The 14,128-nt window shown below is 63.9% G+C and carries 9 protein-coding genes; 2 read left to right on the top strand and 7 right to left on the bottom strand.

Annotated elements, in window-relative coordinates; translation table 11 throughout:
- Positions 1–3 precede the first annotated feature (3 nt).
- Positions 4–1,425 (top strand): efflux transporter outer membrane subunit, encoded by a 1,422-nt coding sequence (locus tag IB273_RS03750; protein ID WP_192223801.1) that lies wholly within the window; start codon positions 4–6, stop codon positions 1,423–1,425.
- 57 nt (positions 1,426–1,482) lie between these two features.
- On the opposite strand, the gene IB273_RS03745 is transcribed toward IB273_RS03750, so the two are convergent.
- The 5 genes from IB273_RS03745 to IB273_RS03725 form a co-directional block, all read right to left on the bottom strand.
- Positions 1,483–3,045 (bottom strand): methyltransferase regulatory domain-containing protein, encoded by a 1,563-nt coding sequence (locus tag IB273_RS03745; RefSeq protein WP_192223281.1) that lies wholly within the window; start codon positions 3,043–3,045, stop codon positions 1,483–1,485.
- Between the two features lie 234 nt (positions 3,046–3,279).
- Positions 3,280–3,987 (bottom strand): hypothetical protein, encoded by a 708-nt coding sequence (locus IB273_RS03740; RefSeq protein ID WP_192223280.1) that lies wholly within the window; start codon positions 3,985–3,987, stop codon positions 3,280–3,282.
- 283 nt (positions 3,988–4,270) lie between these two features.
- Positions 4,271–5,083, bottom strand: coding sequence for an OmpA family protein (locus IB273_RS03735; protein WP_151186903.1), 813 nt, complete (start codon positions 5,081–5,083; stop codon positions 4,271–4,273).
- Between the two features lie 63 nt (positions 5,084–5,146).
- Positions 5,147–10,168, bottom strand: a complete 5,022-nt coding sequence (locus tag IB273_RS03730) for a YadA-like family protein (protein ID WP_192223279.1) — start codon at positions 10,166–10,168, stop codon at positions 5,147–5,149.
- A 796-nt stretch (positions 10,169–10,964) separates the two neighbouring features.
- The gene (locus IB273_RS03725; protein ID WP_192223278.1) at positions 10,965–11,897 is read right to left on the bottom strand and encodes a hypothetical protein; all 933 of its coding nucleotides are present in this window, start codon (positions 11,895–11,897) and stop codon (positions 10,965–10,967) included.
- Between the two features lie 313 nt (positions 11,898–12,210).
- Between IB273_RS03725 and IB273_RS03720 the strand changes: the two genes are divergently transcribed.
- A complete protein-coding gene (locus tag IB273_RS03720) occupies positions 12,211–12,903 on the top strand; it encodes an MgtC/SapB family protein (protein WP_081517041.1) in 693 nt (230 codons plus the stop codon).
- Between the two features lie 180 nt (positions 12,904–13,083).
- Here the strand turns inward: IB273_RS03720 and IB273_RS03715 are convergent, their stop codons facing one another.
- Complete coding sequence (locus tag IB273_RS03715; RefSeq protein ID WP_081517040.1) at positions 13,084–13,392, bottom strand: NIPSNAP family protein; 309 nt, start codon at positions 13,390–13,392, stop codon at positions 13,084–13,086.
- A 171-nt stretch (positions 13,393–13,563) separates the two neighbouring features.
- Positions 13,564–13,908, bottom strand: a complete 345-nt coding sequence (locus IB273_RS03710; RefSeq protein ID WP_081517039.1) for a cupin domain-containing protein — start codon at positions 13,906–13,908, stop codon at positions 13,564–13,566.
- Positions 13,909–14,128 lie beyond the last annotated feature (220 nt).

Genomic DNA, 14,128 nt, shown 5'->3' with positions numbered 1-14,128 from the left:
ACCCTGCGCACACCCGCCTTTACCGTCAGCAGCCTGCTGCTGGCGATGGTCCTGGCCGGATGCTCCATGGCGCCCACCTACGAGCGCCCCGAAGCACCGGTGGCACAGAGCTGGAGCGGCCCCGCCGCCCAGCCCGGTGCCGCGGCCAGCAACCTCGACTGGCAGAGCTTCATCGTCGACAGCGAACTGCGCGAACTGGTGAACGTCGCCCTGGACAACAACCGCTCGCTGCGCCAGACCCTTCTGGACATCGAACAGGCCCGCGCGCAGTACCGCATCCAGCGCGCCGACCGCGTGCCCGGCCTGAACGGCGCCGCCAACGGCAACCGCCAGCGGCTGCCGGCTGACCTGTCCAACAGCGGTAGCTCGGCGGTGAGCAGCAGCTACCAGGTCGGCCTCGCGCTGCCCGAATACGAGCTGGACCTGTTCGGCCGGGTGAAGAGCCTGACCGACGCCGCGCTGGAGCAGTACCTCTCCACCGAGGAAGCCGCCCGCAGTGCGCGCATCGCGCTGATCGCCGAGGTCAGCCAGGCCTATCTCACCTACGACGGTGCCCAGCGCCGCCTGCAGCTGACCGAGCAGACCCTGGCAAGCCGCGAGGATTCACTGAGCCTGATCAGCCAGCGGCGCACCGCAGGCGCGGCCACGGCGCTGGACTATCAGGAAGCGCTCGGGCTGGTCGAACAGTCCCGCGCCGAGCTGGAAAGCAATGCGCGGCAGAAGCAGCAGGCGCTCAATGCCCTGGTGCTGCTGCTCGGCACATCCGACGCGGCCAAGCGTATCCCGCAGGTGCCGCAGGACAAGCCCATGCTGATCCAGGACATCGCGCCCGGCACTCCGTCGGAGCTGATCGAGCGGCGCCCGGACATCCTCGCCGCCGAGCATGTGCTCAAGGCGCGCAACGCCGACATCGGCGCGGCCCGCGCGGCGTTCTTCCCGCGCATCAGCCTGACCGGCAGCTTCGGCACCTCCAGCGCGGAGATGTCCGGGCTGTTCGACGGCGGCTCGCGTTCGTGGAGCTTCGTGCCGACCCTGTCGCTGCCGATCTTCGATGCCGGCCGCAACAGCGCCAACCTCGACCTGGCCAAGGTGCGCAAGGACTCCGCCGTGGCCGCCTACGAAGGCACCACCCAGACGGCGTTCCGCGAAGTCGCCGACGCCCTCGCAGCGACCGACACCCTGCGCCGCGAGGAAGCCGCACGGCGGGCTCTGGCCAACACCACCAACGAAACCCTGAAACTGGCCAAGGCGCGTTACGAAGGCGGCGTCGACAGCCACCTGCGCTACCTCGACGCGCAGCGCAGCAACTTCGTCAACGAGTCGGCCTACATCGAGACCAGCACCCAACGGCAGATCGCCCTGGTGGACCTGTTCCGCGCCCTCGGCGGCGGCTGGGGCAAGGACGAACTCGCTGCCCACCGCTGATCGGCCTGCAGCTGTAGCAGCCCATGGACCTGACCACTCGGGTCCATGGGTTGCCCGTCAGGCCAGCAGCGACTCCAGCACCCGATGCAGATGCAGAACACCGACCCTGCCCAGCTCTGCCCGATCGGTGATCGGCCGATCGTCGCGCAGGAACCCGAGACGCCCCTCTGCAACGGCGTCAGCAATGACATCGAGCAATTCATCCTGGGTATGACATCCGTCCAGCAGCGGCAGCAGCAACGCCGAGAATGCATCCAGCGTGACCGATTCGTGCCAGGGGTTGAACGTGACGCTTCCTTCGATACAGCCCGACAGCTGTGCGTAGGCAATGACTTCCGGGTCGACCCGTGGCATCCCTGCCGCCCCCGGCCCGCCGACCACGGCTGAGAGCCGGAAACGCCCAAAGTCGGACACCACAATGTGTTCGAACAGGTCCAATAACTGCGCGTCGGCGTTGGGCGGCAGACTCCCCAGCTGTTGCTCGACGTACGCCAGTAGAGCCGGCAGATTCTGCGTCCGAGGCCAAAGCTCGTTGAGGCGGTAAGCAGCGACTTTCATCGCTGCGCCACGCAGGCCGACGCGACGGCCGTCAGCCACCCGGAAAGACTGTTCGCTGTCGTCCAGCTGAACCGCCCCTTCGCACTCGAAGCGCGCCGTGACGTGCAGCTTCGCCAACCGCTCGGGGGCCAACCGGTAGCGAATTGCGTCCGCCTGCTCCGCGTGGACCAGCAGTGTCTGGCGGGAACTGCGATTGGTCAGGATGTCGAAGTACTGCTCAAGGGCAACCTGACTGTTCCCGCACTCGCTGAGCAGCGCCTGCTGAACGCCCTCGGGAAAATGGTTGATGAACATCCCGGCGGCGCGGGTATCGGCCAGATAGGCCAGGCCGTGCTGCTCGAAGCGCTGTACAAAGTCAGTCAGGTAAAACGGAGTATTGCTGGGCTCGAGGAAGGTGGACAAACGCGCAGGATCTCCGCGCAGCGACTCGCACTCCTCCACCGCACCTTTGAGCGCACTCCCCCCCAGATGCGCCCAGCGCTTCAGGAAGTCGAACATGCCCTGCGCCTCGGCCAGTTCCTGCACACCCGGTACGCGACCACTCAGGCGCAACAGCATGGCATCGCGCACCATTTCACGGGATTTCCACCCCGGATAGGTATTGAAGTTGACGTAGGCGATCCCGTTGGCGGCGAGGTTTTCCTTGCAGATACGCGCTACAGCGCGACGATCCTGGGAAGACAGATGGCTGTAGTGGTCGTGGCAGATGATGTAGTCGAACTGGCCCAGCTCCCCGGTGATCTCCCCCAAGTCGGCAGCGTGTAGCCGCACGTTGTTGAGGCCCAGCTGCCGCACCGCTTGCAGGCCCGACTCGACGGCGTCATCCGATCGGTCGATTCCCAGCACCTTTGCGCGGCGATTTCGGGTCGCAAAAGGCAGCAGGTTGGCGCCACTCCCGCAGCCCAGCTCCAGTACCCGTGCGGTTCCCACGCTCGGCGGCTCCAGGCCGAACAGCCAGGCCAGCACGGCCAGATGCTCGGGAGCGGTATGCGGATGGCAATTCGAAGATGGCTGCAGGGAACTGGCGTAGGAAGACGGCTGCGATGCGGCGGATACGGACACGGAAGAATGGCCTATTGAGTCGGAATTCGAGCTTGCCGAGCGCATCGACAAGACTGCCGCGCATTCTGCCGCTCTGCCCGCCGCGAAGCCGCCGCCCAAAGTCGATTAAGGATATTTCTGACAGGACATTCGTCCACACCCAGGCTTTCCGTACTGAGGCTTCTGATTCGTCCGCCCGCAAACGCGCAGAGCCGTTGCGTCATCCGGTTTATACCGCGGCGGGGCTCCAGGCGATCAATTGTCCGGCACAGCCATGTCAGAGGGTGTCAGCAACGCCGCCGCCTGAGCGTCGAAATAAGCCACCTGCAATGCTCGAATCAGGCCATGCAGGCGACCGTCGCCATAGATCATCACGCCGTCCTGACGAAGCCGCAGCTGCCCCCTTTCCAGCACGAAATCGGCGCCATCGGAGGAGCTGAAAACAAGCGTCTCCTTGTCCAGGCGAATCTGTTGAAGCACTGTTCCAGGCGCCTGAAAGCGGGCGCGGATACGTGTCAGATAGGTTGGCGCCAGGCGGCTGAAAAGCTGCTGCACCTGCTCGCGAACTTCCAGGGGCGTCAGCCCGGGTCGCCGCTGCATTTCGCTGGCGATCAATGCAAAGACATCGGCATTGGCGCGGGCAACGGCGAGCCGTACTGACAGCAGCATCGTCACGCTGTCCTGGCTCGCCGTCGCCTCCGGCCGGTTGGCTTTCCCATCGGCGGCGTGGCTGGTACCTGCGCTCGCCTCCATAAATGGCTGCAGATCGGCCGTACTGAACACGGTGCCCGCCAGGTAGGCGGCACAAAGGGTGGCCTGCCCCGCCCGGTCACCGTTTTTCAGCAGCACCAGAGCCGGGTTGCGATCCTGCCCTGGCGCGGCGTCCAGCCTTCGATCGGCCAGGAACTGGTTGACCTGATCCTGTGACAGGTCGCCGCGCGCCAGGCCGCAGATCTGGTTCATCAACTCCGCCGTAAGGCCATTGTCCAGCCGAGGCGCCAGCTCGAGCACAGCGCCCTGCACCAACGGCAAGGCAGGCAGACTCAACCAGTTGCGATGAACGGCAGCGCTTCCAGAGGGTTGAGCTGGGTGCGGCTCCCCGCAGCCAGACAAGGCCAGGGAGCTCAAGGCAACAGCAAGGACGCAGTATCGAAGGATCATGGCAGGCAGGAGCTGGAGAAGAGAAAAAGAGAGGGGTGCCAGAAGTAAGGAAGGCGCAACAGCTGGCCGCTGCTGCGCCTCAGCCTCAGTTCGCCTGAACCGCCACGCTCGTGCGACGGTTAGGCGCCAGGCAGGCAATGACCTCGGGTGTCGATGCTCCCGGACAATTGACCAGCGGTTGAGCAGGCCCTCTCCCCTCGGCGCTGATCAGCGCTCCGGAGATACCGTGTTGCATCAGGTAGGAGCGCACCGCATTGGCCCGCGCCTGGGACAGACGGATATTGTTCTGCACGCTACCGATGCGGTCGGTGTAGCCGACGATTTCCACTGAAGTGACTTCGGCGCTCTTCAGGCCTTCGGCCAGCTCATCCAGCTTCGCCTTGCCTTCCGGACGCAGCACTGCGCTACCGAAGGCAAACGAGGCATCTGCCTCCAGATTGAGTGTCCGCGCCCTGGGTTGAGGCGCCGGCGAGGGTGCCGGCACCGGCGCCGGGGCCGCCTGCTGGCAATCTGCCGGGAGAAAGTAGAAGGACTGCGCAATGTGGTCCTTGTCGTAGAGCACCTTGTACTGGCAGACCTTGTCAGGTTGGCCTTCGGCCTGACGGAACTTGAAGATGTAGTCCCACTCACGCACGCCGAACATGCCCTCAGAGAACTGAGGGTGGCCCAGCAGGTCCTGGACCTGATGCTTGGTCATGCCCGGACGCATCTTGCCCAGGTTTTCCAGGTTGACGTAACTGCCTTCGGGAAGGCTGGCATCGTCCATCGCCGGGAACACCGGCTGCTGCGTATGCCCTGCCGAGTCGACGTCGCTGACGGTTCCGCAGGCGGCCAGCGCAGTCAGCGCGGATGCCGCGAGGGCCAGCTTCAGGCCGCCCAGTTTGAATTGCTCGAACATCTGATAAACCTCGAAAAAACCGCGAATGGCCCGGCTGAGCCGGGCCTCGACCTCAGGAAGGGATCACCACTGGTAACCAACGCCAACCGACACGCCGAACTCGCCCTGGGAGTCCGTGTTGCCGGAAAGTTTGGTTACCCATTTGCCGTTGTCGGAGATGCGCGAAACACCAATTGCCAGGGCGTTCTGCCCGCGGTAGTTGCCCATGCCCACCGACGCCATGCTTGCACCCGGCACGTACGGCTGTGGCAGTGTCGCGGCCGCCAGCGCTCCCGCGATGCCAGCACTCAAGGTGTCGTCCTGCTTCTTCAAGTCATGCTTGGGGTCGCTATAGACGCTGTTGATGTTGTTGTTGATGTCCCCGGTAGCCTTGTTGAGCTGAGCCAGGTTGACCGCATCCGTATCGGCGGTGCCGGCGGCCAGGTTGGTGATCTGCCGTTCCGAGCCGGCGCTGCCCACCGAGACCGAGTTGGAGCGATCGGCGATCGAGTCATTACCCAGCGCGACCGAGTTGCTGGCGGTCGCCTTGGCGCGGGTACCGATGGCTGCGGAGTTGGCCCCGGAAGCCTCGGCGCCAGCACCACCAGCCACGGCGTCCTTTCCGGTGACTTTCGGCTTGGGCAGGTTACTGGTGTTGTTCACCTGGAACATGCCGTCCTTGCCGTTGGCGATGTTGGTGATATCAGCGTTGGTACTGTTCACCACCCCCTTGAGCTGGGCCACGTTGACTGCGTCGCTGTCCTCGCTGCCGGCAGCAACGCCAGTCACCTGGCGATAGATACCGGAGCTTGCGTCACCGACGCTGACTGCGCCCCTGTTGCTGGTGGTCGCGGCAATCGCCTGCGTCTGCTCATCGGTAGCGCCATCAGGAACATACCCGGTCGCGCCCGCTTCACGAGCTGCCACCGAGTCGCTGCCCAGGGCGACCGCACCATCGGAGGTAGCACTGGCATTGACACCCGCTGCCACCGAGTTCTTGCCCTGCGCGCCATCATTGGCGTAGTTGCCACCCTGCTCGCCACCGTCGTTGACGCTGTAGTAGTGCGTCTCGGCATTGGCCATCGCGATATTCAGCTGGTCGACGTTGACCGCGTCGCCGCCGTCGACCCCCGCAGCGAGGTTGGTAATGCGCGTACCGCCGGAGCGTCCGGACTTGTTGTAAGTCGTACCACCCAGGGCAACGGCGTTGTAGTCGACGCTGCCGTCCTCGTTGATCACATACTTGACCGCGCCCTTGTCCAGCGTGCCGAGGCTGCCGTCGATATTCTCGATGGCCTGGTTGGTCGCAAACAGTTGCGAACCGTTGACGGCATCAGTGCTGGTTTCACTCAGACGGCCAGCAGCAACGTTGGTGATGGTGCGCTCATTGCCGACACTGCCCACGCTGACCGTGCTGGTCGGCGCGGTGCCGGCGAAGCTGTAACTTGTGCCTCGGATTGTCGTACCAGTGGTGGCGACAGCCTCGTCCGTGATCGAACCCGCGCCCAATGCCACGCTGCTGTCATGGCTGGAAACGGCGCCCATGCCAATGGCCACGGAGTCCTGCCCGGAAGCCACGGAATCTGTGCCGGTGGAATTGGCGTGGAAGTACTTGGTGCCTGTCTCGTAGATGTTGGTGACGCGGCCGTCCAGACCACCGATGTCCGTGGTGTTCTGGGTAACCTGGGCGTTGGTCTCATTGAGCTGAGACATGTTGACCGCGTCGCTGTCGTCCACGCCGCGAGCGACGTTGGTGATGCGTGTCCCACCAGTCCTGGTGGTGCTGTTGTAGGTGTCGCCCCCCAGGGTCACGCTGTCGTAGTTGATGCTGCCGTCGGGATTGACGTCGTACTTGACTGCACCGGCCGATGCTTCGCTCGCCGCGAGCTTCAACTGGGCTACGTTGACCGCATCGGTATCCTCTGCGCCAGCCGCCACGCCGGTGATGCGACGATCACCGATGTTCACCTCACCCTTGGCAGTTCCACCCGCCAGATAAGCCTCGTGCTCCAGCGTACTGCCGTCCGCAACGGAACCCGCCCCCAGCGCCACACTACCGTCGTGACTGGACACGGCGCCCATGCCTATGGCCACGGAATCCTGGCCGGAAGCCACAGAATCCGTACCGGTGGAATTGGCGTGGAAGTACTTGGTGCCCGTCTCGTAGATGTTGGTGACACGGCCGTCCAGACCACCGATGTCCGTGGTGTTCTGGGTAACCTGGGTGTTGGTCTCATTGAGCTGAGACATGTTCACCGCATCGCTATCACCCACGCCGCGAGCGACGTTGGTGATGCGTGTCCCACCGGTCCTGGTGGTGCTGTTGTAGGTGTCACCACCCAGGGTCACGCTGTTGTAGTTGATGCTGCCGTCGGGGTTGACGTCGTACTTCACCGAACCCGCATCGAGGTTGTCGATGGCGGAGTTGGTGGCGAACAGCTGAGAACCGTTGACCGCATCGGTGCTGGTTTCGCTCAGGCGGCCAGCCGCAACGTTGGTGATGGTGCGCTCATTGCCAACACTGCCCACGCTGACCGTGCTGGTCGGCGCGGCTCCGGCGAAGGTGTAATCCGTGCCGGCAACGGTGGTGCCAGTGGTGGCTACGGCAGCATCGGTTACCGAACCCGAGCCCAGCGCAACTGCGCCGTCCTGTGCGGCTTTGGCGCCCACGCCAGCGGCCAGTGCGTTCACACCGGTGGCGCCGTCGTTGTTGTAGTTGTCGCCCAGTACGCCGTTGTCATTGACGCTGTAGTAATGGGTCTTCGCGCCGTCGACGGTATCGTTCAGCTGGTCGACGTTGACCGCATCGCCACCGTCCACACCCGCAGCGAGATTCTTGATTCGCGTGCCGCCGGTCCTGGCGGTCGTGTTGTAGGTATCACCACCCAGGGCGATGGTGTTGTAGTTGATGGAGCCGTCTGGGTTGACGTCGTACTTCACCGAACCCGCATCGAGGTTGTCGATGGCGGAGTTGGTGGCGAACAGCTGAGAACCGTTGACCGCATCCGTGCTGGTTTCGCTCAGGCGGCCCGCCGCAACGTTGGTGATGGTGCGCTCATTGCCAACACTGCCCACGCTGACCGTGCTGGTCGGCGCGGTTCCGGCGAAGGTGTAATCCGTGCCGGCAACGGTGGTGCCAGTGGTGGCTACGGCAGCATCGGTTACCGAACCCGAGCCCAGGGCAACTGCGCCTTCCTGCGCGGCCTTGGCGCCCACGCCAGCGGCCAGTGCGTTGACACCAGTGGCGCCGTCGTTGTCGTAGTTGCCACCTTGCTCGCCGTTGTCATTGACACTGTAGTAGTGCGTTTTGGCGGAGCGGTTGATCGTGTCGTTCAACTGGTCGACGTTGACCGCGTCGGTACCGTCGACGCCCTGGGCAAGGTTCCTGATCTGCTCGCCGCCGGCATCGATCCCGGCAGTGGTCACGCTAGGACCATTGGCAATGGTCAGGCCCGCCCCATCCAGCGTCGTCGTTCCGCCGGCTGTCAGGCTGGTGAAGGCCGGGTTGTCGGCCAGCAGCAGATTGAGCTGCCCATTGGCATCGACCTCGGTCTTCAGGTTTGCGCCACTGTACGTGCCAGCCGTGGTGGCTGCACCTTGCACAGTCAGGGTGTCGCCCAGTTGCTTGGCCGTGCTGCCGGTGTTACCGGCGAAGGTGATCGGCGTAGCGATCACGTCATCGATCGACTCGGTGACCGCGAAGAGCTGGGAGCCGTTGATGGCGTCCGTGCTGGTCCGGCTGATTCGCCCCGCCGCAACGTTCGTCAGCGTACGTTCGTTGCCAACGTTGCCGATGCTGACGGTGCTGGTCGGTGCCACACCGGCGAAATCATAGGTAGTGTCGCCGATCTGGATGTTCTTCGTGGCAACCGTCGCACTGGTGGTGGAGCTGACGCCCAGGGCCACCGAGCGCGCGTGTTGCGCCGAGGCGCCGTTACCAATGGCCACCGCATCGATAGCCGTTGCCTTGGCCTTCGGGCCCACTGCCACGGCATTATCCATGGTCGCGGAGGCAGAGTTACCCAGAGCGGTGCTGAGTTTGCCCGCGGCATTGGTGCGCTCACCGATCGCTACGCCACCCTTGTCGGCGAAGGACTCGTTACCGACAGCCGTCGAAGCCTCGCTGGGGTCCGTCAGGCTGTTGGTCGCATGGGCCATGCGGCCGATAGCGACGTTGCCGGTAAACGCGCTGGGCGGATTGACCTCATCGGCCAGCGCCTGATAACCGATGGCAACGCTGCCGCTGGTCAGTGCCTGGGCTTCGTTGCCGACTGCCACCGAACCGGGGCCGAGGATGGATTGGGATACCGAGTCCTTGCCGATGGCGATACTGGCGTCGTTGGCGAGCGTCTGGGCATTCGTGCCCATGGCAATGGAGTCGTTGGGAGTCGCGCTGGCGCCGTCACCCTGGGCAATGGCCCCTACTCCGGCCGCCGATGCATTGGTGCCGATTGCCATGCTGCGAATCGCGGTGGTCTTCGAACCCGACCCAAGTGCCAGGCTGTCGATGGCGCCAGCGCTGGTGCTGTAGCCCAGCGCCGTGGCTCGCGCACCGGAAGCTTTCGCACTGACGCCGACGGCCATCGAGTTGGTCCCGCTCGCGCCGTCGTTGGTGTAGTTCGCGCCCTGGACATTGCCGTCGTTGACACTGGCGTAATGCGCCTCCGTGCTGCCCGCGGAGTTCATCAGAGCCGCACCCAGCGATCCGGCTTTCGGGCTGGTGGCTTCTGCGGCCGACGCCGGAGCAAGCGCGTAGCTGGTGCTGCCTATCGCGGCAGCAGGAGTCTCCGCTACAGCCCTGAAGGCGCCCAGGGCCGTGGAATATGCCAGGGCTGCGGACGACTCCGCATCACGGGAAGCGGATGCAGAACTGCTGATGGACTTCGAGGCATCAGCGAAATTCACGCTTTGCGCTTCTTCGGCCCAAGCGACCTGCGAGGCCCCGATGGCCAACGCCAGCGAAGTCGCCGCCAGGCCTGCTCCACGGGCTTTCTGGCGCCGCGAGCCACGCTTGCCCTTGCCCTTGCCCTTGGCCGTGGCGAATTCACAAGCGACCACCCAGGCATTGAGGGCGGCATTCCAAACCAGACGATACACCTTGTTCATCATTACTCCAGAAGAAGCAAAACCGCGATGGCGCTCGGCGTTGCGGATGCCTGCTGGTTCGGCAGGTAGCGGCTACGCACGACGCGATGCTCGGGAGTCACTCGCCCCTGAAATTGCCTGATCGCCGAAGCGGCAACTTCCCGGCGGGTGATCCGCAACGCCATTTCGATTCAGGAAAAACGCACCGACACCCCTGGCGGAACTTGCGTTGGGATGCAGCGATTTACAGGACGTGGGGCGAACTCATCCGGGCCGGCGACAGCACTCGCCCCAACGGCCAGATCCGCCGCGGGCGAGCCGGAAAGTCCGGATACAGAAGAGGTGCATGGATAATTAACGGCGACTTCGATTTGGCCGAGGCAGGAGCGCCCTACAGCGAGGAGTCCAGCGTGGCGAAGAGCGAGGCGGACGCGCCAATTGCAGCTGGCGGCCATGGAAAGGCTGCACGCCTGCTCGCTCAAACTTCTAGAAATCACTTTAGGTTCTGCCTTTAATCACATGAATTATCGCCAGATAATCCTGATGGAAGGCATGCTAGAGAGATGGGGGAAATTGGAATATGAACCCAATACTGATTGGGTCGTAGGAATTTACCGAGGCCCTGGTCGAGCGCCTTCAGGCATGCGCCCATTTGGACAAATGGTGCGCAGCCCGCTTCGACAACGGCTTCCCTGCAGATGCTCTGGTGCTGACTCCAGAAAGCAAAATCCCGGCAGTAGCCGGGATTTTCATGATGCAGGACAGGGAGCTAACACTCCGATCGGGAAAGCCGAAACGCCATCTACAGCCCTCCTCTTCACGGCTGCTTCGCTGCCAACAGCTTACTGACACCTGCTGGGAAGTAAGCCGCTCTCAACCGATAGACAGAACCCAGTAAATGTCCATTGCCATACCAGATCACTCCGTTCTGACTGAGCAACAGTCCATTCTCGACGGAGTAATCGAATCGCGCGCCGACGTTGTTGCTGAAGACGAAGCGCCGGGCATCCATTTGCTGGACCTGGTAGCCGGCGTTGCTCGGCGGCATCTGCTGTGCGATTCGCTCCAGATAAATCGGTGCCAGGCGGATGAACAGATCCCGAGCCTTGTCGCGATACTCCTGAATAGTGAGGCCCGGAGTGCGCTGCAACTGTTCCGCAATCAGGGCAAAGATGTCCGCGTTGGCTCGTGCCTGGGCAATTCGCAGCGGCAGTAGCTGGGCAACGCGGCCGGCATCGACATCTTTCGCTGGAGCCGTGGCCTTGCTCGCTTCTTTCTCTCTGCCCTTTTCCTTGCCAACCTCGGCGACCGTCGTGCCTTGCTCTTGCAGATCACTCGCCTGGCTCGCCGGCTTGATGACGTCGCGCATATCGATCGGGCGCAATACTTCGGTGGCCTGATACGCGGCGCAAGCGATGGTCTGCGCCGCCACATTGCCGTTGACCAGCAAAGCCACCGCATCGTTGCTGGTCAACGGCAAACGGGTGGGCTCGATGTTCAGTTTTCTGAGCTGTTCGTTGATCTGGCCCTGTGTGGCCTTTCCGGTAGCCAGCGCGCAGATCTGCTGACTCAGCACGCCATCGCGCTGCCCACCGAAGGTCGGCGCCAGGGGCAGGATCGCATCCTGGATGATCGGCAACGTCGGAACGCTGAGCCAGTTGGCGGGGTCGGCAGTTGTCTTGCCCGACTGGTCACAACCCACCAGCATGGTGCCAATGAACAGAGAGGCAATGACTTCCTTGAACTTCATGTAAACGCCTTTGCGCCAAATTGAACGGGTGTCGGATTCTGCTGACGAGCAACTGCCGGCAAAAGCGCAATTCTAGAGTGCGCCCCAGGTCATGCGGACGCTCGCAGACTGAGAAAGGCATGGGAAACTTCCCATCCAACTACCCAGGAGAGTGGCACCCACGGCGAGTCCAGGCGGTCCGGCGACTGGATTGCGACATATCAGCCCGCCGTACTCTCCGGCCCGGTAGACTGGCCACACCTTCATCCTCACCGGGGGCACGATGCCCCTTTCCACGGGCGCTGGCGCAAGGCCGGCGCGGAGTAACAAAGGCATGTCCTTCGAAATCGTCCTCGACCTCTTCGCGGCGCTCTGCTTTGGCGCCCTGATAGGCATGGAGCGCCAGTGGCGCCAGCGCTTCACCGGCGTCGCCACCCACGGTCTGGTCGCGCTCGGCGCAGCCACCTTCGCCACCTTGCCCTTCCTCATGAACGCGGAAGACCAGGTGGTGCGCATGTCAGCCCAGGTGGTCACCGGCATCGGCTTCCTCGGCGCCGGCGTGATCATGCGCGACGGCCTCAGCGTGCGCGGCCTGAGCACCGCCGCCACCGTCTGGTGCACCGGCGCGGTGGGTGTGCTGGCAGGCGCCGGATTCCTCGCGGCAGCACTGGTCGCCACCCTGCTGATCGTGCTGTGCAACCTCACCCTGCCCTCGGTGACCCGCTGGATCCAGCGTCACGCCCCTATCGAGCCGAGCAGCGAGCGCTACTACACGGTCCAGGCCGTCACCGAAGCCCACCAGGAAGCGCTGGTACGCTCCACCCTGCTGCGCCGTCTGAGCGCCAACGGCCTGGCCCTGCAGAGCCTGGAAAGCCACGCGCGCAAGACCGGCGGGGACGTGGAAGTGGCCGCCCTGGTGCTGGCCCCGAGCGACAAGGACAGCCTGCTGGAGTCGCTGGTCGGCGAACTGGCCCTGGCCCCCTACGTTTCGGCAGCCAGTTGGTCGGTCAGCGACGGGCCGCAGTAGACATCGCACACTAAGAAAGGGAGCCCATGGGCTCCCTTTTTTCCGTGTTCGTGCGAAGGCCGAAGCCCCCAAGCCCTCAGCAGGAACGCCCTACGAGCGCGATCACGCACCTGCTCCGCTTCTGCAGGCTACCTGTCGGCAGGGTCGGCGCATGACGGACAGCCATGGCGCAGCGGCTGCTCAGCCGCCGAATACCGGGCGGAAGAAGCTCCGCTCGTAGCTGAGGATGCAACGGGTTTCTTCCGCGTAGCGGAACGCTGCCTGGCACTCGGGATCGTCCATGGACTGCTGCCGGTAGCGTTCGTAGTCGGCCAGGCTGGGGAAGGTGAACATCGCCAGGGCAATGTTGCTGGCACCCTCGGAGGGCAGGAAGTAACCGTGGTGCTGACCGCCGAAGCGCTCCACCAGCGGCATCCACAACCGGCCGTAGTGTTCGAATTCCTTGAGCTTGTAGGGGTCCAGCACATAGCGCAGGTAACAGGTGACCATCTCGCCAATTCTCTTCCGGTGAAAGGGACGGCCACTTTAGCGGGCAAACCCCTGCATCGATACAGGGATTCAACCTTGCGGGAGCGCTCCGCAGGACCCGTGTGGCGCACCGGCGGGCTGCTCCGTGCTGCGCTCGTGGCGGGACCTTGTCCGCGCCCCGAAGGCCCGGCGTCAGGCGAAGACGAAGTACTTGCGCACCGTCTCCACCACTTCCCAGGTGCCCTTCATGCCCGGCTCGATGACGAACACGTCGCCGGCACGCAGGTGCACCGGCTGCTCGCCCTCGGGGGTGATGACGCAGTAGCCGTCGAGGAAATGGCAGTACTCCCACTTCTCGTAGTTCACCTCGAACTTGCCGGGGGTGCAGATCCAGGTGCCCATGATCTTGCTGCCGTCAGCCGACAGGTAGGCATTGAGGTTGACGGTGTGCGGGTCGCCGCCAATGCGCTTCCACTTGGTAGCGTCCAGCACGGGCGTCGGGCAGGTGTCGCGCAGTACGGTGATGAAATCGGACATGACAGCTCCAGTCGTTGCGGTGAAGGTCCGCCACCCTAGCCACGATCCGCCACCAGGAGTTGCCTGGATTCGACATCGGTATGTCTGCCAGCGCTGCCCGCCCTCCGCTGACCCGCCCCTGACAGATTTGTCATCCGCCGCTCATCTCGCCGTTATCCGCGCTCCCACACGATGCCCGTGGCCCTCGCCACGCCTGGGCAAAAACAACAACAGCAGGCGG

Source organism: Pseudomonas sp. PDM19 (genome assembly GCF_014852215.1).
GTDB lineage: Bacteria > Pseudomonadota > Gammaproteobacteria > Pseudomonadales > Pseudomonadaceae > Pseudomonas.
The sequence above is the reverse complement of the archived record's forward strand: the minus strand, read 5'-3'. Positions and strand labels throughout refer to the sequence as shown.

Coding starts and splice junctions, on each gene's coding strand:
- IB273_RS03715 (WP_081517040.1), bottom strand. CDS start 13,392: ATGGTCACCTGTTACCTGCGCTATGTGCTGGACCCCTACAAGCTCAAG.
- IB273_RS03725 (WP_192223278.1), bottom strand. CDS start 11,897: ATGAAGTTCAAGGAAGTCATTGCCTCTCTGTTCATTGGCACCATGCTG.
- IB273_RS03730 (WP_192223279.1), bottom strand. CDS start 10,168: ATGAACAAGGTGTATCGTCTGGTTTGGAATGCCGCCCTCAATGCCTGG.
- IB273_RS03720 (WP_081517041.1), top strand. CDS start 12,211: ATGTCCTTCGAAATCGTCCTCGACCTCTTCGCGGCGCTCTGCTTTGGC.
- IB273_RS03735 (WP_151186903.1), bottom strand. CDS start 5,083: ATGTTCGAGCAATTCAAACTGGGCGGCCTGAAGCTGGCCCTCGCGGCA.
- IB273_RS03710 (WP_081517039.1), bottom strand. CDS start 13,908: ATGTCCGATTTCATCACCGTACTGCGCGACACCTGCCCGACGCCCGTG.
- IB273_RS03740 (WP_192223280.1), bottom strand. CDS start 3,987: ATGAACCAGATCTGCGGCCTGGCGCGCGGCGACCTGTCACAGGATCAG.